This window comes from Pseudomonas sp. URMO17WK12:I12, from assembly GCF_000514395.1.
GTDB lineage: Bacteria > Pseudomonadota > Gammaproteobacteria > Pseudomonadales > Pseudomonadaceae > Aquipseudomonas > Aquipseudomonas mucoides.
In genome coordinates, this window is record NZ_KI911392.1 from 150,937 (window position 1) to 169,485 (window position 18,549).

The window sequence follows — 18,549 nt, forward strand, 5'->3', positions numbered from 1 at the left end:
CCCCTTGGTCATTCATTTCGTCCGTTTCCCCACAGGCTTTATGGAGATGTCTGACAGACCGGGTGGATGGGTTGGTCGAAAGACAGGAGAAATGCATTGTTGTAGTTGTTTGGTATCCAATCTGTGCCAATTGCTCATCAATTTCAACAGGTCCAACCGTGACTGGTCAGTTCTCGTTAGCGTAGGCTGATTTATTCTCGCCGGGCGGTTCACGAATCCTCGACGGATGTGTTTAGAATGCCCCTCGTCACGATTATCCAGTGTTCGTGCGGGTTGCTCCCGGACCCCACGAGACTGACCATTAAAACAAGAACGTAGACGAGCAAAAAGACGATGGACGACGACCGGCAAACACCGGCGCTCTGTTGGCTTTGCCGTCATAGAGTGGGGCTGCCGGGATGGCGGTTTCATCGTGGGATGCCATGAATTTCATTCTTTACTCGGACGTCAACGACAGCTCGATCAGTCAGAGCCTCGGTCGTCCCGAATACAGCTACTACTTCGTGCTCAAGGCGTATCGCCCGGTGCTCGAAAGCCTTGGGCGCGTGCACATGGTGTCCTCCACCGCCGAGGTCGATCCCCTCTACAAACAACTGCTGGCCGCTGGCGAGGACAGTCTGTTCCTGTCTTTTACGCCGCCACAGAAAACCCCGAACGACCTTGAGTGCCCGACGATCTGCGTGGTGGCCTGGGAGTTTGATTCGATTCCCGATGAGCAGTGGGACAACGACCCGCGTCAGGACTGGACGCAAATGCTCGCGCGTCAGGGCCGGGTGATCACGCTATCCACTCATACCGCCCGGGCGATTCGTCGGTCCATGGGTGAGGACTTCCCGGTGCTGGTGTTGCCGACGCCGTTGTGGGAAAACTTTGCGGCCATTCGCAGCCAGCACACCAGCGTCCCGGTGAACACCGGTTCGACGCTGGACATCAAGGGCTGCATTTTCGATTCGCGTACCCTCGGGCTCAGCGCCGATGCGCTGATTCCGTCGCCGCCCACGGCCGAGGAACTCGCGGCGCTGGAAGCGTTGAAGCCGCCGCCACTGACACTGAAACGCCGCTTGGTCATTGCCCGGCATTACCTGCACATGTGGCGCCGGGACATGGGCAAAACGCTGCCGGTTCCATTGCCTCGCACGCACTATCTCAGCCAGTGGTACTGGGAAGGCATCCGCGATTTGCTCTCCGATGCAGCGCATGCTCGAGTGGCCGAATACCTGCCAGCCATCGCCGGCCCGCTGACAATGGCTGTGCCAGAACCTGAACCGCGCAATTGGCCAGACACCACCTCTTTGGTAGAAACCCGGGTCGATGGCGTGATCTACGTCACCGTGTTCAACCCGCGTGACGGGCGCAAGAACTGGCATCACTTGATCACCGCATTCTGCTGGGCCTTTCGTGAAACGTCTGACGCCACGCTGGTGCTGAAGATTACCCAAAGCGACCTGTCGTCTTACTACGACGAGCTGATGACCTTGCTCGCGCAACTCTCGCCATTCGCCTGTCGGGTGGTGGTGATGCACGGTTACCTGGACGATCCGCAATACGCCCGGCTTTACGCAGCGGCCAGTTTCTACGTCAATGCCTCGCGCTGCGAAGGGCTGTGCCTGCCGCTGATGGAATTCATGGCCAGCGGCAAACCGGTGATCGCCCCGGATCACACGGCCATGGAAGATTACATCGATGAGCGCGTGGCCTTTGTGGTCAAGTCCAGCGAAGAACTGACCATCTGGCCGCAGGACACCCGGATCATCTACCGCACCCTGCGCTATCGACCGGACTGGGGTTCGCTTAAAACAGCCTACGAAAACAGCTACCGGATGGCCAAGGCGCAACCGCAGGACTATCGGCGCATGTCCCAAGCCGCCGTCGAGCGTATGCACGACTATTGCGCTTTCGCCCCGGTGCAAAAGCGCCTGGCGGACTTTTTCGGGCTTGCGCCACAGGGCTCGCCGGCAGCGACCGCAACGGATAACGCCGCATGCTGATCATCATTCATTCGGAAACCAACCAGCACACCATCGCCCAGAACCTGGGCCGTTCGGAATACAGCTACTACTTCGTGCTCAAGGAGTACCGGCCCGTGCTGGAAAGGCTGGGGCGCGTGGTGGAAGTCCGCGACCCGCAGACTGAAGTTGATGCCTTGTACCGGGAGTGTCTGTCCCGAGGCGAAGACTGCGTGTTTCTGTCGTTTTCGCCCCCTCATCGCACGCCGGTCAATCTTGCTTGCCCGACGCTGCCGGTGTTCGCGTGGGAGTTCAGCACCATCCCCAACGAGCCCTTTGCCGGTGACCCGCTCAATGACTGGCGCACGGTGTTGCGGGCAGCAGGTGCGGCGATTACGCATTCCAGCTACACCGTGACGGCAGCGCGCGAGGCGATGGGCGCCGACTATCCGATCGTCGCGGTGCCGGCTCCGGTGTGGGACCGGTTTGCCGAGCGCGGCGCGCAATTGCAGCGTCAGCCCTTGGCCAGCCAGGTGCGATTGAAGATCAAAGGGCTGCTGGCCGACAGCCGCGAACTCGACTTGCGAGCCTTCGGGCCTGCGTCATCGCGCGAAGGCGTAGGCATCGACTTCGAGGCCCCGCCACGTGAACACGAGTTGGTTCTGGACGGCGTGATCTACACCTCGGTGTTCAACCCCGGCGACGGGCGCAAGAACTGGGAAGACATGCTCAGTGCTTTTTGCGTGACGTTCCGCGAAGTGGATGACGCGACACTGGTGCTCAAACTGACCCACCACGATGCCGAAGCCGCGCTGACCGACATCCTTCACCACCTGTACAAAAACCAGTCCTATCGCTGCCGCATCGTGCTGATTTATGGCTACCTCGCGGATGCGGATTATGAGCGTCTGGTGCAGGCGACCAGTTACGCAGTCAACACGTCCTACGGCGAGGGCCAGTGCCTGCCGCTGATGGAGTTCATGTCCTGTGGAAAACCGGCGGTGGCGCCACGGACCACGGCGATGATCGATTACCTGGATGTCGACAATGCGTTCCTCATCGAGTCCACGGACGAACTGACCGCCTGGCCGCATGATCCGCGCCGGGCGTTCCGGACATTGCGATACGTCACCAACTGGTCGTCGTTGTGCCGCGCATACCGGACAAGCTACGACGTCGCCAGGAACGACCCTGAACGTTATGCGCAGATGTCCGCGCACGCCGTGGCCAGCCTCAAGGCATTCTGCAGCCAGGCCACTGCCGAGCAGCGCCTGAAGGCCTTTTTTGCCCGGCTGTTCGAAACCCGCGCCGTGGAAACCCCCGAGGCATGATCCGCGCATTGGTCAGACGTTTCTTTCCTGAAGCGAAGCCAGAACCCGCGCCGTTGCTGGTTGAGCCCACCCGTGTGTCGCCAAGAGAAGTCGGTTTGCATGATGCGATGCATGACGGCTGGTTTTCAGGTGACAGTGGCGAACTGCTCAAGGGGTTTGCCATTACCGCCGACGACACCTTGCTGGACGTCGGCTGTGGCGAAGGGGTCGCCACCTTGTTTGCGGTGCGCCAAGGCGCGTCGGTGATCTTCACCGACAGCGAACATGACAAGGTCCGCGACCTGGCCCGGCAAGTGGAGACGCAATCGGATAAAGCCAATCTCGGTCTGGTCAGCAACAGCCTGCCATTGCCGCTGGCGGACGGTTGCGCGAGCAAAGTGGTGTGCATGGAAGTGCTGGAGCATATCGATCAACCGGAGCCGTTCATGGCCGAGTTGGTGCGCATGGGCCGACCTGGTGCGTTGTACCTGCTCAGCGTTCCGGCACCGGTGGGCGAACATTTGCAAAAGGGCATCGCCCCGGCGAATTACTTCCAATCGCCCAATCACGTACACATTTTTACCCCGGAACGCTTTGCCGCACTGGTGGAGGACGCGGGGCTGGTGATCGAGCATCGTCAGGCCACCGGGTTTTTCTGGGTGATGGGCATGATCTTCTTCTGGGCCAGCGAGCGGGCTGCCGGTCGGGATCTGGGCGGCGCGGTGCGTGACCGCATTCAGGCGCCGTACCCGCCGCTGATGGAAAGCTGGGCGAAAACCTGGCAAGACTTGCTGGCGCAACCCGACGGTTTGGCGATCAAGCAGATGCTCGATCAGTTCATGCCCAAGAGCCAGGTGATCATTGCGCGCAAACCGGTGAATGCCGATGCAGCGTCCAGGAGGACGGCATGAGTAATGACAAACGGATCATGGACATCGAGTTGTTGCGCGGTATCGCGGTACTTGGCGTGCTGTTTCATCACCTGCAAGACAGCCTCTTTGCAGCCTCGGTGCCGTTGCTGCAAACCATTACCGCGTTCGGTCAGCCGTGGTGGGGCGTCGATCTGTTTTTCGCGATCTCGGGATTTGTCATCGCGCGCAGTTTGATCCCGGCGTTGCAAGGGTGCAGCACCCGTCAGGAGTACTGGCAGCAGACGCGTAATTTCTGGCTGCGCCGAGCCTTTCGATTGTTGCCGTCGGCCTGGTTGTGGCTGGTGCTGATGTTGCTGGCGTGCCTCTTTCTCAACCGCTCCGGTGCGTTCGGTACGCTGCACGCCAACGTGCAGGCGACGCTGGCCGGTGTGGCGCAATACGCCAACTTCCGCTTCGCCGACAGCTTCTATCACTACGAATACGGCACCAGTTTTGTGTACTGGAGCCTGTCGCTGGAAGAGCAGTTCTACCTGCTGTTTCCGCTGCTGATCCTGGTCTGCCGCAAGCATCTGGTCTGGGCGTTGCTGGCGTTGGTCGCGGTGCAGATTTTCACGTTGCGCACACCGATCCTGATGGTGGTTCGCACCGATGCGCTGGCCCTCGGCGTGTTGTTGGCGATGTGGAGTGCGCAGCCTTCGTACCGGCGCTGGGAACCGACGTTTCTGCGTCGCCCCTGGGCTGGCGTATTGGCGTTGATCGTGCTGTCGCTGGCGCTCAGTTTCATGGCGACTGATCGCTTTACCTTTACCCAATACCGCATCGGCGTGATTGCCGTGTTGTGCGCGGTGCTGGTTTGGGTCGCGTCTTACAACCGTGATTATCTGCTGCCTCGAGGCCTGCTGAAAAATGTCATGACGTGGGTCGGCAGCCGGTCTTACGGGATTTACCTGATCCACATCCCGGCCTACTTGCTGGTGCGTGAATTCACGTTCCGCTTACAGGCTGCCGGGCTGCCCAGCCCGGCGGGCCATCCGGTCCTGACGTTGCTGATGGCGGGCGGCCTGATCGTGCTGCTGAGTGAACTCAACTACCGCTACATCGAAATGCCCATGCGCAACCGCGGCGCCTCGCTGGTCAAACGCCTGAGCACGTCCCGAACAGCCGTCCCATCCTCTGGAGCTACCTCATGCTGAGCCTTTTGAAGAAACTCACGGCGGGCACGCCCGCTCCCGCGACGCCTGCGGCAGACAAGGTCGAGAAAGTCGACCCGTACATGCTCGGCCTGCACGATGCGATGCTCAGTGGCTGGTTCAATCAGCAAACCGGCGAGCTGTTCACCGGGTTCCCGGTGAGCGCCGAAGACACGCTGCTGGACGTGGGCTGTGGTGACGGCGGCAACGTGCATTTCTGCGGCATGCGCGGGGCGAAGATCATCATCGCCGACATCGACGCGGCCAAGGTCGAAGCCACCCGCCAGCGCCTCGGCGATACCCCGGCGCGCGATGTTGAATGTCATGTCACCGACTGCAATCCGCTGCCGATTGCCGACGCCACCGCTACCCGTGTGGTGTCCACCGAAGTCATCGAGCATGTGGACGATCCTGCGCAGTTCCTCGCCGAACTGGTGCGGGTCGGCAAGCCGGGGGCGCTGTATTTGCTCAGCGTTCCGCACCCGAGCTCCGAAGACCTGCAAAAGGACATCGCCGCGCCGGAGTATTTCCAGAAGCCCAACCACATTCGCATCATCAGCGAAGAGCAGTTCAAGGCGATGGTCAGCGATGCCGGCCTGGAAGTGCTCAGCCACAGCCAGTACGGGTTTTACTGGTCGATGTGGATGTTGCTGTTTTGGGAAGCCAAGGTCGACTTCAGCAATGCCGACCACCCGTTGCTCAACCACTGGGCCGACACTTGGCAAGCGGTGCTGGCGTCCCCTCGCGGCGCACAGATCAAACAGGCGCTGGACGCGGTCGTGGCGAAAAGTCAGGTGATCATCGCCCGCAAGCCGATGGTGTAGACGCCCAGGTAGCCGCAGCCTACGGCAGCTGCTACAAAGGTCGGTTTTGGCTCAAGGGTTTCAATGGTGTTTTCCCCGCGTTTGATCGTCTGGCTGACGGTGCTGATGCTGCTCAACGGCTGCGAGCAACACGACGTGCCGCCGCTCGATCAACAACTCTACGTCTGGCAACGGCAATGGACGCCCGCCCATGACGCGGCCCTGCGCGACAGTCGTGGGGACTTTTCGACGTTACGGGTGTTGGCCTTACAGGTGTTTCCCAAGGACGGCTGGCGTCGTGCACGGGTCGATGCGGCGTTGCTTAAACGCGATGATCGGCCGCTGATCGCGGTGATTCGCCTGGATGGTCAGCTCCAGTCGTTGGACCAGGATGAGGTCACTGCGCAAATCCAACAGCTGCTCAGCGACTGGCAAGGCCAGGGGCTGACGCTGTCTGGTGTGGAAATTGACCATGATGCGGGGAATGCCCGGCTAGCGGCCTATCGAGCATTTCTAACGCACCTGCGCGCGGCTTTACCGACCACATTACCGCTGAGCATCACGGCGCTGCCGGCCTGGCTGGACAGCCCCGAACTGCCGGCGCTGTTATCGACCGTCGACAGCAGCGTGTTGCAGGTGCACGCGGTGAGCGATCCTCGGCGCGGGTTGTTCGACCCGGATCAGGCACGAAAGTGGGCCAAGGGCTGGGGGCGCGTCACGACGAAGCCTTTCTATCTGGCACTCCCGGCCTACGGCGTGGCCTTATTGTCCGGCGCCAGTGGTGCGCCGGTGGTGGAAAGCGAAGTGCCGGTGGGACGTGGCGGCGAACGCCGTGAACTGCTGGCTGATCCATTGCAACTGCGCACACTCGCCATGGATTTACGCGCCGATCCGCCGGCTCATCTGGCCGGCCTGATCTGGTTTCGCCTGCCGCTGGCGGGCGACCGTCGGGCCTGGAGTTTGACAACCCTGGCTGCGGTGGCACGCGGTGACGCACTCGACAGCCGCTTGAGTGTGAAACTTAGTGCGCACGACGGCCTCTATGACATCAGCGTCAGCAACCAGGGCAACCTCGACAGCCCGTGGCCCGAACGCGTGACCCTGGCCGCGCAGGGTTGTGACGGCGCCGATGCGCTGGCCGGTTACGCGTTGCAACAAAGCCCCGATCTGCTTACCTTCACCCGCCTTAGCGACGGCCGAATAGCCGCCGGTGGGCAGCGTGCAATCGGTTGGGCACGCTGCACAAAAATTGATCAAGGAGGTTCGAATGTTTCCCCGTAACTGGCCCCGCCATCTGCTCTGCCTGAGCCTTAGCCTGCCGCTGGGTTCGGCGCTGGCCTGCGGGCCGGACTTCCCGATGCGCCTGCTGGATAACCGCAGCCAGTCATTGGCGGAGCTGCCGGAAGGCAACTTCCAGTTTGAAGTCAATCGACTCGGGCATGCGATCGCGGGGCTCAAGAATGTCGCGCAGTCGCCCTACAGTATGGAGGCGACGGATTACGCAGCGCAGCGGGACACCGCTGAGCAGACCGGGCTGACGGCGGAACAGCAAGCGCTGGTGAAACAATTGCGCAGCCTGCCGCAGGCGCATCAGGTCGAAGAACAAGGTGCGAGCCTGCCGGCCGAGCTCAAGCTGTATCTGGCGGGCGCTGCGGCATTCAGTGCGGGCGATCATCGTTTGGCTGCCGAATACTTCGAAAAAGTGCTGGAGCTGCCGGCCGATCAACGCGCCTTGCGCAGCACCTGGGCCGCGTATTCGCTGGGCCGGACGCTGTTTGCCATGAGCGCCGAGGTGGACGCATCACCCGATCGGCTGGCGCAGTCGCGCAAGGCGTTCGAGCAAACCCGTCAGCTGAGTATCGATGGCTTCAGCGATCCGCTGGAACTGGGTGTCGCCAGCCTCGGCGAAGAAGCTCGGGTGGCCCGTACCGCTGGCGACTGGGACAGCGCCATCGAACTCTACGCCACGCAAAACCTGCACGGCTCGGCGGTGGGTTACACCTCATTGAAGCTGCTGATGGCCGATCTGCTGGCGATGCCTGACGATCAATTGACCGCGTTGCTCAAAGGTAAACCGGTACAACAACTGGTCACCGCGTCGTTGATCAGCCGCCTGGGCTGGTCATTTGGTGATCAACCACCCAACGAATTGAAACTGATCAAACTGCTGCAAAGCAGCACCCGCGGCAGCCTGGATAACGCGGATCGACTGGCCGCGATGAATTATCAACAAGGCGATTACGCGAGCGCCAAGGCCTTCCTGGAACACGCCGGTGACGGCGGCCTGGCGTGGTGGTTGCGGGCGAAACTGGCGTTGCGCGATGGCGATAAAACCGCGGCGGCTGCGGCGTATGCGAAGGCGGCTCAAGCGTTCCCGCAGAATGAATCGTGGGGTGAGCGTCGCACGCCGGACTACGATTACGAAACGCTTCAGCCCAAGTGTCGGGTCGAAGGCGAAAGCGCAATTCTGGCGCTGCAACGCGGGGATTATCTGCAAGCGTTCGATCAGTTGTATCGCAGCCAAAGCCTCTACTGGTTCGATGCCGCGACGGTGGCCGAACGGGTGCTGACCGTCGATGAACTCAAGCATTACGTCGACACTCAGGTGCCCAAGCCACCGCCATTGACCCAGCAGGACCGTGACAACTACGTGCCACTGCCGGTGGCGGCGAAACTGCGAAATCTGCTCGGCCGTCGGTTGTTGCGCGAAGAGCGTTACGACGAAGCGCTGGTGTACTTCGACAATCCTGATCTGCAGAAGAAAGCCCGGTTGTATGCGCAACAGCGTCAATTGGCTGATGCAGCATGGTGGCCGACCAAACGCGCCGCCGCCCTGTTCAATGCCGCCTGGACGGCGCGCGAGTGGGGCATGGACATTCTCGGTTACGAGATGGCCCCGGACTACGCCACGTTTGGCGGCAATTACAGCCTCGAAAACACTGAGCTGAAGGTCGGACCGTTAGTGGCTGAAGGTGAAGTCCGGCGCCAGCAAGCCAGTGCCGCCAAACCTGACGAGCGCTATCACTATCGGTTCGTGGCCACGGCATTGGCCAGTCGCGCCGCTGATAACTTGCCGCACACCAGCCAGGCGTTTGCGGCGGTGCTGTGCGCGGCGGCGGGCTGGAACAGCAGCCTTGAAGAGCAAAGTGCGCTGTACCAGCGCTATGTAAAAGAAGGACCTTATGTGGATTGGGCGGTGGATTTTGGTCACCAGTGCCCTTATCCCGACTTCGAAAACGCCAGCAAGCGATATGTAACCCAGGCCACTGACGCAACGCGTTCCGTACTGCGGCCCTACAAGTGGCCGCTGCAGATCGGCGGTGTCGTCGGCGTGACGGCGGTGGCATTGCTGTTGATCAACCGTCGCCGTCGTCGGACGCGGTAAGGCTTACGCTTGTTGCACAAAGGTCAGGCGCACTGCGAAACCGATCAACAGGCTGCCAAACAGCCATTGCTGGAGTCGCTGGGCCGAAGGACTGCGTTGCAGCCAACGGCCCAGTGCCGCGCCGACCAATGCGTAGGCGCTGTCGAAGAGGAAGCCGATACTGACCAGCACCATGCCCAGGATCGCGAATTGCCTGAGGACTGAACCGGCGTGTGGATCGATGAACTGTGGCAGCAGCACCGAACAGAACAGCAACGCCTTGGGGTTGAGCAAATTGGTGAGCAGGCCGCGCTGAATCGACGCCGACCAGCGCGGTTTTACTGCCGTCGTTTCGGTGCCGTTCAGGTTCGGCAGCATCGTCGTCCGCAGACATTGAATACCCATCCACAGCAGATACGCGGCCCCGGCCAGACGTACCACATCGAACGTCCAGGGCGCCGCTTTGAACAATGCCGCCAACCCCAACGCGGCCAACGCCACATGGCAGCCACGGGCAATCCCCAAGCCCACCGCCGTCGCCAATGCCGCTCCTTTTCCCTGACGGGCGCCGGTTTGCAACAGCAGGATCATGTCCGGCCCAGGCAACAAATACACCACCGCCAATGCCATGAAAAACAGCCAGAGTCCTGCCATGTTGCGCCCCTTTCGTTGTCGATTCGGTAGGGCCAGTCTAGGACGCAAGGGCAGGGCAGGTGGTTGCGAAGTCAGCTTCTAAAGCATGGAAAATTGGCATAACCTGCTGCTTTAACATGATTGAACCATCAGGATCTGCCGAACCATGAAACTGGACGCCTACGACCGCAAGATCCTCGCGGCCCTGCAACGGGACGGTCGACTGAGCAATGTGCAATTGGCTGACGAAATCGGTTTGTCTGCCTCGCCCTGTTTGCGTCGAGTGCGGATGCTGGAAGAGGCCGGGGTGATTCGCGGTTATCAGGCGAATCTGGATCGCGATGAAGTGGGGCTAGGGCTGACGGTGTTTGTCGGGGTCAAGGTCGAGCGTCACAACGACGAGCAAGCCGAAGCGTTCCGTGTGGCGGTAACGGCGTTGCCGGAAGTGATTTCGGCGTTTCTGGTGTCTGGTGAATCGGATTTTTTACTGCAGGTGGTGGTGCCGGATTTGCGTGGGTATGACCGCTTTCTCACCGAGAGGCTGCTGAAGTTGCCGGGTGTGAGCGATATCCGCAGTAACTTTGCGATTCACACGGTGAAGACGCCCGGGGCGTTGCCGTTGGGGCATCTTCCGCTTTAGACCGCATCGCCCCCATCGCGAGCAGGCTCACTTTTACACGGTTTTGTGAACGCCACAAATCAACTGTAGGAGTGAGCCTGCTCGCGACAGCGGTAGACCGGATAACGAAAACCTACAGCCTTACATCTGCGTCGCCATCCCCTCCACATTCATCGCCGCCTGACGCAACGCCTCCGACCGTGTCGGGTGCGGATGGCACGTCAGCGCAATGTCCTCGGCCGAGGCGCTGAATTCCATCGCCACGCAATACTCGCCAATCATTTCACTGACGCTCGGGCCTACGAGATGCACGCCGAGAATTTCGTCCGTGCGTTCATCGGCCAGCACTTTGGCGAAGCCTTCGGTTTCGTGGTTGATCTTGGCCCGGCTGTTGGCAGTGAACGGGAATTTACCGACCTTGTACGCGCGACCTTCGGCCTTGAGCTGCTCTTCGGTCTTGCCGACGCTGGCCAGCTCCGGTTTGGTGTAGACCACGCTGGGAATCAGGTTGTAATTCACTTCGCCGGCCTTGCCGACAATCTGTTCCACGCAGGCCATGGCTTCGTCTTCGGCCTTGTGGGCGAGCATCGGCCCGGACGTGACGTCACCGATTACCCACACGCCAGGCGCTTCGGTGCGGTGACCCTTGTTGGCGAGCATGCCGCGCTTGTCCGTGACGAGGCCGACGTTTTCCAGACCCAGGCCTTGGGTGTACGGCCGGCGCCCGATCGACACCAGCACGTAATCGGCCTCCAGCCATTCGGCGGTGCCGCCGGCCGCCGGTTCAATGCTGAGCTGAACACCGCTCGCCGTTGACGTGGCGCTGGTGACTTTCGAACTCAACTTGAAGGTGATGCCCTGTTTGCTCAGCGAGCGCTGCAGGGTTTTGCCAGCCTCAATGTCCACCCCCGGGCAGATGCGATCGAGAAATTCGACTACCGTGACTTGAGCACCCAGGCGCCGCCACACGGAGCCCAGTTCCAGGCCAATGACGCCGGCACCGATCACCACCAGGTGTTTGGGCACCTCGGCGAGCGACAGCGCCCCGGTGGAATCGAGAATGCGTTGGTTATCGATGTCGACGCCCGGCAGGGGAGTGGGCTCGGAGCCGGTGGCGATGATGATGTCCTTGGCGCTCAGCTCGGTCTTGCCGCCGGCACTGTCGGTGACCGTGACTTTGCCCGGCCCGTCGATGTGGCCCCAGCCCTTGATCCAGTCGACTTTGTTTTTGCGAAACAGAAACTCGATGCCCTTGGTCAGCCCGGTAACGCTTTCATCCTTTTGTTTCATCATCTGGGCGAGGTTGAGGGTGGGTTTGACGTCGATGCCCAGGTTGGCGAATTCCGCGCCCATGGCCGCGTCGTAGAGTTCGGAAGCGTGCAACAGCGCCTTGGACGGCATGCAGCCGACGTTCAGGCAAGTGCCGCCCAGGGTCGCGCGACCTTCGACGCAGGCCGCTTTCAAGCCCAGCTGGCCGGCACGGATCGCGGCGTTATAACCACCGGGGCCACCGCCCAGAATCACGACGTCGTAGCTGCTCATGGATGTACTCCTGAAGTGAAGGGATCGGGCTGGTTAACCGTAGTAGTTGATAAAAATTACGAGCGTAATATGAGCGTTTATCGCAGTTTCGGTCAAGGCTTCAGCCTAGCGACAGGTTCCGCGCCTTTAGATAACAGGATTTAGTACAAAAATTTCACTGCTTTCGTTATATCGTAACGAAACGCGATGTCCGCATTGAATAAGCACTGGGGTGGTATGCAAGTCGATCTCGAAGTCGATGGCGCGCAGGTAGCAGGGCTGCCGCGCTTTCAGCAGGCGCTCTTTCAGGGGCGGCGATTGCGCCAGTTCGCCATTGGCCTGAGTGCTTTGGCTGCGGCCGGGCTGGTGCTGGCGTTGTTTGTCGGGTTGTTTGCGCCGCAGTCATTGTGGGGCGCGTTGTTGGTGAGTCAGAGCGCCGCTTTACTGGTGCTGGTCGCCGGTCTGCAATCCGCCTGGTGGGTGACCCGGTGGCGAACGCAGGCGATGGACCCGCCGCTGTCCGTGGTCGTGGTCGAAGAAGCCGTTGCACCGCAAGGGTGGTATGAGCGGCTGCTGGAGCGACTCAGTCAGGGCTCGATGAGAATGCTTGGCCAGATCGGCGCGCCAACGCTCTGGCTCGGCGGTTGGGCGCTGTTGACGTTGTTCAGCATCAGTCAGTTCTGGAACCTCGCATTACCGCCCGCCGCGCTGGGGTTATCGGCCAGCGTCGGCGCGGCGCTGGCATTGCTGCTGGCGTTTGGTCTGCTGGTGGTCGAGCGGCAACTGGCCCAGGAAAACATCGCTCAATGGCCCGAAGCCGGGCCGTTGGCGCAATTGACGCGGGTGGCAATCATTTGCCTGGTGATCGGCGCGTTGTGTCTGTTGTTCGCCAGTGAAACCTCGGTCTGGCCGGTGCGATTGGCGGTGCTGATCGGTTTGCTGCCGGGGCTGGTCGCGGTCGAGTTGCTACTGCGTGCGGTGTTGTCGCTGTTCAGCCCGAAGCGTGAACAACTGGAACCGACGTTGCTGGCGCGCAGTTTTGTCGCCGACATGCTGCGCTGGCCGCCGCAACCGCTGCTTGCGTTGCAACACGAACTGCACAACCGTTTTGGCATCGACTTGCGGCAGATCTGGGCCTTCACTTACATGCGCCGGGCGTTTTTGCCGGTGCTGGCGGTGATTGCCTTTGTCGGCTGGTCACTTACCGGTATTCACGAAATACCGTTGCAAGGGCGAGGCATCTACGAGCGTTTCGGCAAACCGGTGGAGGTGTTTGGACCTGGTTTGCACGCTGGTTTGCCGTGGCCGTTGGGGCGCGTGCTGAATATTGAAAATGGCGTAGTTCACGAGTTGGCTACCAGTGTTGGCGAAGCGTCGACACCGGTCGTGCCCGAGCCTGCCGAAGGCCCGGCGCCGGCGATTGCCAATCGGCTATGGGACGCCAGCCACGTGAACGATAAATCCCAGGTCATCGCCAGCAGTCGCGCCGACAAACAGAGCTTCCAGATCGTCAACATGGACGTGCGTTTTGTCTATCGCATCGGCCTGACCGATCAAGCGGCGCTGGCGGCCACCTACAACAGCGCGGACGTGCCGACGCTGATTCGCAGTACCGCCAGCCGGATTCTGGTGCATGACTTTGCCTCGCGAACCCTCGACGGTTTGCTCGGCGAGGACAGGGTAGGGCTCGCTGAAGAGATCGGCCGGGCAGTGCAGGCTGACTTGCGGAAACTCAATAGCGGTGTGGAAATTCTCGCCACCGTGGTCGAGGCGATTCACCCACCGGCCGGCGCCGCCAATGCCTATCACGGTGTGCAGGCTGCGCAGATTGGCGCGCAAGCCTTGATCTCGCGGGAACGCGGTGCGGCTGCGGAGGCGACCAACCAGGCGCAACTGCAGGCCAGCATTGCCCGCGACCAAGCGACCGCCAGCGCGCATGAAATCAACGCCACGGCCCAGGCGGCAGACCTGAAATTCAACGCCGAACGGAAAGCTTACGCCAGCGCCGGCCAAGCCTTTGTGCTCGAACAATACCTCAGCCAACTGAGCCAGGGCCTGGCCAACGCCAAGCTGCTGATTCTTGATCATCGTCTGGGTGGCAGCAGTAATGCGCCGACCATCGACCTCCGTACATTCACGCTGCCGGCTGATCCTGCGTCGCCGCGTACGAGCGCCCAGCCAGGAGCTACCCATTGAGCCAGTCGCACACACACGATCACGATGACCACGCCGGCCACGATCACGGCCATGGCGGACATGGGCATCACCACGGGCACCACCATCATCACCACGGCGATCCACAAGAAGCCGGCCCGTTCCCATGGCGGCGCATGGGCTGGGCGGCGTTGCTCGTGGCGTTTGCCATCGCTGCCGCCAGCCTGGTCCAGGTGCGCTCGGGGGAGGCCACCGTGATCACGCGCTTCGGCAATCCATCGCGAGTATTGCTGGAGCCGGGTCTTGCCTGGCGCTGGCCGGCACCGTTTGAAGCGGCCATTCCTGTCGACTTGCGGCTACGGACCACTTCCAGTGGTTTGCAGGATGTCGGCACCCGCGACGGTTTGCGCATCATCGTTCAGGCCTACGTGGCGTGGCAGGTGCAGGGCGATCCAGACAACGTGCAACGCTTCATGCGCGCCGTGCAAAACCAGCCGGATGAAGCGGCACGGCAGATCCGCACGTTTGTCGGCTCCGCGCTGGAAACCACGGCCAGCAGTTTTGACTTGGCAAACCTGGTTAATACCGATGCGAATCAAGTGCACATTGCCGACTTTGAGGCGCAACTGCGGCAGCAGATCGATCAGCAATTGCTCACCACTTATGGCGTGCGCGTGCTGCAAGTCGGCATCGAACGTTTGACCCTGCCGTCGGTAACGCTCACTGCCACGGTTGATCGCATGCGCGCCGAGCGTGAAACAATTGCGACCGAACGCACCGCAATCGGCAAGCGTGAAGCTGCGCAAATCCGGTCCGCTGCCGAGCGGGATGCGCGAATTGTGCAGGCCGATGCAACGGTAAAGGCGGCTGACATCGAAGCTCAATCGCGGGTCGAAGCAGCACAGATTTACGGCCGTGCGTACGCCGGATCTCCGCAGCTCTACAACTTGCTGCGCTCCCTCGACACCTTGGGCACCATTGTTTCGCCGGGCACCAAACTGATATTGCGCACCGATGCCGCGCCGTTCCGGGTGTTGGTTGACGGCCCGCAGACCCTCGAAAACAAGTCCGGGTCGCAGCCATGAGTTTAGTTCCACGTGGAACACATGAGTTAAGCAGTCCCTGGATTCAGGCCGGACGCCTGGCTTTTCTGGCGCTGTATGCCGTAACGGTTCTGGCTGCATTGGCTTGGGCGTTCTCCAATGTGCGGCAGATTGATCCACAGAATCGCGCAGTGGTTCTGCATTTCGGGGCGCTGGATCGCATTCAGAATGCCGGTTTATTACTGGCGTGGCCGCGACCGTTTGAGCAGGTGGTTTTACTGCCCGCCGCTGATCGGGTCATAGAACGCCGGGTGGAAAACCTGTTGCGCAGTGATGTCGCCTTGCAGGCTGATCGCGTGGCCACGTTCGCCACACCGCTCAGTGATGCACTCGCCGGGTCCGGCTATTTGCTGACGGGTGATGCCGGCGTGGTGCAACTCGATGTGCGGGTGTTCTACAAAGTCACCGAGCCCTATGCGTTCGTGCTGCAAGGTGAACATGTGCTGCCCGCGCTGGATCGGTTGGTCACCCGCAGTGCCGTGGCCCTGACCGCCGCGCGAGATCTGGACACCATTTTGGTGGCGCGTCCGGAGCTGATCGGCGCCGACAATCAGGCTGCCGAACGCCGTGAACGTCTGCGCGGTGATCTGGTGCAGGGCATCAATCAGCGGTTGGCCGAACTGAGGGCAACAGGGCAGGGCTTGGGCATCGAAGTCGCCCGAGTCGACGTGCAATCGAGTTTGCCCGGCCCTGCGGTTAACGCCTTCAACGCGGTACTGACCGCGAGTCAACAAGCCGACAAAGCCGTGGCGAACGCACGTACCGAAGCCGAGAAGGCAACCCAGGCCGCTAACGAACAAGCGGATCGAACGTTGCAAGTGGCCCATGCCCAAGCCAGCGAACGACTGGCAAAAGCGTCTGCCGACACCGCCACCGTCCTGAGTCTGGCCACGGCTCAACAGCAGGGCACCGACCCGCAAATGCTGCTGCGTATTTACCGCGAACGGATGCCGAAAATTCTTGGTCAGGCCGGTTCCGTGACCACGGTTGATCCGAAAGACGATTCCCGCCTGATCATTCAGGGAGCTGCACAATGACCGCGCAATCCGCCGCCGCACCGAGCATGTTGTCCTCGGCCGAACAACGCAGCGCCGCTCGCCAACTGACGCTGGCCATGCTCGCACTGGGCTTGCTCGGGCTCGGTCTGATCTGGCGCTGGCTGTCACCGGAACAGACCGGCGTCAGTCAATTGCTGCTTGGCTTTGCTTCGCTGTTGGTGGCCGTGCCGGTCATGCGTTCGGCGTGGTACAGCCTGCGTTACCCCAGCTTGCACGGGATCACCGACCAGTTGATCGCACTCGCCATGCTGGGTGCCTGGGCCACGGGTGATCTACTGACCGCCGCGTTGTTGCCGATCATCATGATCTTCGGCCACGTGCTGGAAGAGCGTAGCGTGATCGGTTCTCAGGAGGCGATTCATGCGCTTGGCAAACTGACCCGCAGCCATGCGCGCAAGGTGCAGTTGGATGGTTCGATCCTCGAAGTCGACAACAGCACCCTCAAGGCCGGCGATCTGGTCGAGGTGCGGGCCGGTGATCGCGTACCGGCGGACGGTCGGGTGTTGTCCGGTCAGGCGAGCCTCGATACCGCTTCGATTACCGGGGAATCGGTGCCGATGGAAGCCGCCGTGGGCATGCCGGTGTTCGGCGGTGCGATCAACCTCGATGGGCTGCTGCGCATTGAAGTGACCCGCACCGGCAACGAGTCGACCCTGGGTAAAGTAATCGCGCTGATGCAAAGCGCCGAGCGTTCCAAGCCGCCGATTACTCGTTTGTTGGAGCGTTACGCTGGCAGCTACATGGTGTTGGTTCTACTGCTGGCGGCAGTGACGTGGTTTGTCACCAATGACGCTCAGGCAATGCTCGCGGTGCTGGTTGCGGCGTGTCCCTGTGCACTGGTGTTGTCGGCACCGGCAACGGCCATTGCCGGGGTGGCGGTGGCGGCGCGGCACGGCATTCTGATTCGCAGTTCGGCGTTCCTTGAAGAGCTGGCGGACCTCACTTCGCTGGTGGTCGATAAGACGGGTACGCTGACGTTCGGCACCCTGCGCCTGCAGTCGATCGACAGTCCGCTGGAAGACCGCAGTCATGTTCTGAAACTGGCCGCCAGCCTCGGATCCGCCAGCAGTCATCCGGTCAGTCGTGCGCTCGCCGGGCTGGTCACGCAGGAGCATTTCCTGTTGCTGTCGGACATCCATGAGCGCCAGGGATTGGGCGTGGTAGCGATGACTGAACAGGGTGAGGCCGCCCTCGGTCGTCCGGAGTTGTTCGCGCAATTGGGCATTGCCACGTCGGCGGTTCCTGAGCACGACGGTCCGATTGCCGGGCTGGCGCTTAAAGGTGAATTTCTCGCCTGGCTGTTACTGGCCGACAGTGTCAAACCCGAGGCGCGATTTGCCCTGAATGAGTTGCGAGAACTGGGCCTGGGTCGGCAGTTGCTGCTCACCGGGGATCGGCAGAGCGTCGCGCATACGCTGGCCCGCGATGTCGGCATCAGCGATGTCGAGGCGCAGGCGTTGCCGGAGGACAAGCTTAATCGCGTGCTCAAGGAAATCGGCAGCGGCTTTCGGCCGATGGTGGTCGGGGACGGGATCAACGACTCCCTGGCGCTCAAGGCCGGTGTCGTCGGTGTGGCCATGGGCGCGGGTGGGGCGGACATTGCGCTGGCCTCGGCTGACATTGTATTGATCGGCAGCGATCTGCGTCGGCTCGGCACCTGTGTGCGTCTGAGTCGCCAATGTCGCCAGACCTTACAGGTCAATGTGATCATCGGTTTGGGCTGGACCCTGGCGATTGTGGCCTTCGCTGCGTTTGGCTGGCTCGGTGCGGCGGGCGCGATGATTGCGGCGTTGCTGCATAACTTGAGCACGTTGCTGGTACTGGGCAACGCTGGGCGTTTGCTGCGTTTTCAGGAGCCTTTGCTCAAGCTCAAAGACGAGAGTTGAACGATCTGAATTTTTTTTGCATGCCTCTGTAACGCCGTTGGGGCCGCGCTCTCTAGTGCTGTGTCGGGACTGAACAACGTTCCAGCCGAC

General features: G+C 61.3%; 14 protein-coding genes. 12 read left to right on the top strand and 2 right to left on the bottom strand.

Going from position 1 to position 18,549, the window contains the following annotated elements; genetic code table 11:
- Window positions 1–422 precede the first annotated feature (422 nt).
- The 7 genes from D882_RS0127675 to D882_RS0127705 all read left to right on the top strand — a co-directional run bounded on the left by D882_RS0127675 (window position 423) and on the right by D882_RS0127705 (window position 9,506).
- Window positions 423–1,988, top strand: coding sequence for a glycosyltransferase family 4 protein (locus tag D882_RS0127675; RefSeq protein ID WP_256218497.1), 1,566 nt, complete (start codon window positions 423–425; stop codon window positions 1,986–1,988).
- Window positions 1,982–3,277 (top strand): glycosyltransferase, encoded by a 1,296-nt coding sequence (locus D882_RS0127680; protein ID WP_027926231.1) that lies wholly within the window; start codon window positions 1,982–1,984, stop codon window positions 3,275–3,277. Before D882_RS0127675 ends, D882_RS0127680 begins: the two co-directional genes overlap by 7 nt.
- Window positions 3,274–4,167: a bifunctional 2-polyprenyl-6-hydroxyphenol methylase/3-demethylubiquinol 3-O-methyltransferase UbiG gene (locus D882_RS0127685; RefSeq protein ID WP_027926232.1), complete on the top strand. Its 894-nt coding sequence runs from the start codon at window positions 3,274–3,276 to the stop codon at window positions 4,165–4,167. Before D882_RS0127680 ends, D882_RS0127685 begins: the two co-directional genes overlap by 4 nt.
- Window positions 4,164–5,321, top strand: coding sequence for an acyltransferase (locus D882_RS0127690; protein ID WP_027926233.1), 1,158 nt, complete (start codon window positions 4,164–4,166; stop codon window positions 5,319–5,321). The genes D882_RS0127685 and D882_RS0127690 overlap by 4 nt, the downstream gene beginning before the upstream one ends.
- Entirely contained in the window at window positions 5,315–6,142 is an 828-nt protein-coding gene (locus D882_RS0127695; RefSeq protein WP_027926234.1) for a class I SAM-dependent methyltransferase, read from the top strand. Before D882_RS0127690 ends, D882_RS0127695 begins: the two co-directional genes overlap by 7 nt.
- A gap of 63 nt (window positions 6,143–6,205) precedes the next feature.
- Entirely contained in the window at window positions 6,206–7,402 is a 1,197-nt protein-coding gene (locus tag D882_RS0127700) for a DUF3142 domain-containing protein (RefSeq protein WP_027926235.1), read from the top strand.
- Complete coding sequence (locus D882_RS0127705; RefSeq protein WP_027926236.1) at window positions 7,389–9,506, top strand: hypothetical protein; 2,118 nt, start codon at window positions 7,389–7,391, stop codon at window positions 9,504–9,506. Before D882_RS0127700 ends, D882_RS0127705 begins: the two co-directional genes overlap by 14 nt.
- A 3-nt stretch (window positions 9,507–9,509) precedes the next feature.
- On the opposite strand, the gene D882_RS0127710 is transcribed toward D882_RS0127705, so the two are convergent.
- Complete coding sequence (locus D882_RS0127710; protein ID WP_027926237.1) at window positions 9,510–10,139, bottom strand: LysE family translocator; 630 nt, start codon at window positions 10,137–10,139, stop codon at window positions 9,510–9,512.
- Between the two features lie 145 nt (window positions 10,140–10,284).
- On the opposite strand from D882_RS0127710, the gene D882_RS0127715 reads away from it, so the two are divergent.
- Window positions 10,285–10,758 carry an Lrp/AsnC family transcriptional regulator gene (locus D882_RS0127715; protein WP_027926238.1) on the top strand — a complete coding sequence of 158 codons (474 nt, stop codon included), beginning with the start codon at window positions 10,285–10,287 and terminating at the stop codon, window positions 10,756–10,758.
- Window positions 10,759–10,878: 120 nt separating this feature from the next.
- Here the strand turns inward: D882_RS0127715 and lpdA are convergent, their stop codons facing one another.
- Window positions 10,879–12,279, bottom strand: coding sequence for a dihydrolipoyl dehydrogenase (gene lpdA, locus D882_RS0127720; protein ID WP_027926239.1), 1,401 nt, complete (start codon window positions 12,277–12,279; stop codon window positions 10,879–10,881).
- 216 nt (window positions 12,280–12,495) lie between these two features.
- On the opposite strand from lpdA, the gene hflK (D882_RS0127725) reads away from it, so the two are divergent.
- Genes hflK (D882_RS0127725) through D882_RS0127740 form a run of 4 tightly spaced genes read left to right on the top strand, consistent with a single transcriptional unit; the run spans window position 12,496 to window position 18,459 of the window.
- The gene (gene hflK / locus D882_RS0127725) at window positions 12,496–14,454 is read left to right on the top strand and encodes a protease modulator HflK (protein ID WP_027926240.1); all 1,959 of its coding nucleotides are present in this window, start codon (window positions 12,496–12,498) and stop codon (window positions 14,452–14,454) included.
- Entirely contained in the window at window positions 14,451–15,497 is a 1,047-nt protein-coding gene (gene hflC / locus D882_RS0127730) for a protease modulator HflC (protein ID WP_027926241.1), read from the top strand. Before hflK (D882_RS0127725) ends, hflC begins: the two co-directional genes overlap by 4 nt.
- Entirely contained in the window at window positions 15,494–16,552 is a 1,059-nt protein-coding gene (gene hflK / locus D882_RS0127735; RefSeq protein ID WP_027926242.1) for a protease modulator HflK, read from the top strand. Before hflC ends, hflK (D882_RS0127735) begins: the two co-directional genes overlap by 4 nt.
- The gene (locus D882_RS0127740; protein WP_027926243.1) at window positions 16,549–18,459 is read left to right on the top strand and encodes a cation-translocating P-type ATPase; all 1,911 of its coding nucleotides are present in this window, start codon (window positions 16,549–16,551) and stop codon (window positions 18,457–18,459) included. The genes hflK (D882_RS0127735) and D882_RS0127740 overlap by 4 nt, the downstream gene beginning before the upstream one ends.
- Window positions 18,460–18,549 lie beyond the last annotated feature (90 nt).

What these genes read in the sequence shown, in the direction of transcription:
- D882_RS0127680 (WP_027926231.1), top strand. Translation starts at nt 1,982, where the DNA reads ATGCTGATCATCATTCATTCGGAAACCAACCAGCACACCATCGCCCAG.
- hflK (WP_027926242.1), top strand. Translation starts at nt 15,494, where the DNA reads ATGAGTTTAGTTCCACGTGGAACACATGAGTTAAGCAGTCCCTGGATT.
- D882_RS0127690 (WP_027926233.1), top strand. Translation starts at nt 4,164, where the DNA reads ATGAGTAATGACAAACGGATCATGGACATCGAGTTGTTGCGCGGTATC.
- D882_RS0127675 (WP_256218497.1), top strand. Translation starts at nt 423, where the DNA reads ATGAATTTCATTCTTTACTCGGACGTCAACGACAGCTCGATCAGTCAG.
- D882_RS0127715 (WP_027926238.1), top strand. Translation starts at nt 10,285, where the DNA reads ATGAAACTGGACGCCTACGACCGCAAGATCCTCGCGGCCCTGCAACGG.
- D882_RS0127700 (WP_027926235.1), top strand. Translation starts at nt 6,206, where the DNA reads ATGGTGTTTTCCCCGCGTTTGATCGTCTGGCTGACGGTGCTGATGCTG.
- D882_RS0127695 (WP_027926234.1), top strand. Translation starts at nt 5,315, where the DNA reads ATGCTGAGCCTTTTGAAGAAACTCACGGCGGGCACGCCCGCTCCCGCG.
- D882_RS0127705 (WP_027926236.1), top strand. Translation starts at nt 7,389, where the DNA reads ATGTTTCCCCGTAACTGGCCCCGCCATCTGCTCTGCCTGAGCCTTAGC.
- hflK (WP_027926240.1), top strand. Translation starts at nt 12,496, where the DNA reads ATGCAAGTCGATCTCGAAGTCGATGGCGCGCAGGTAGCAGGGCTGCCG.
- D882_RS0127685 (WP_027926232.1), top strand. Translation starts at nt 3,274, where the DNA reads ATGATCCGCGCATTGGTCAGACGTTTCTTTCCTGAAGCGAAGCCAGAA.
- D882_RS0127710 (WP_027926237.1), bottom strand. Translation starts at nt 10,139, where the DNA reads ATGGCAGGACTCTGGCTGTTTTTCATGGCATTGGCGGTGGTGTATTTG.
- D882_RS0127740 (WP_027926243.1), top strand. Translation starts at nt 16,549, where the DNA reads ATGACCGCGCAATCCGCCGCCGCACCGAGCATGTTGTCCTCGGCCGAA.
- lpdA (WP_027926239.1), bottom strand. Translation starts at nt 12,279, where the DNA reads ATGAGCAGCTACGACGTCGTGATTCTGGGCGGTGGCCCCGGTGGTTAT.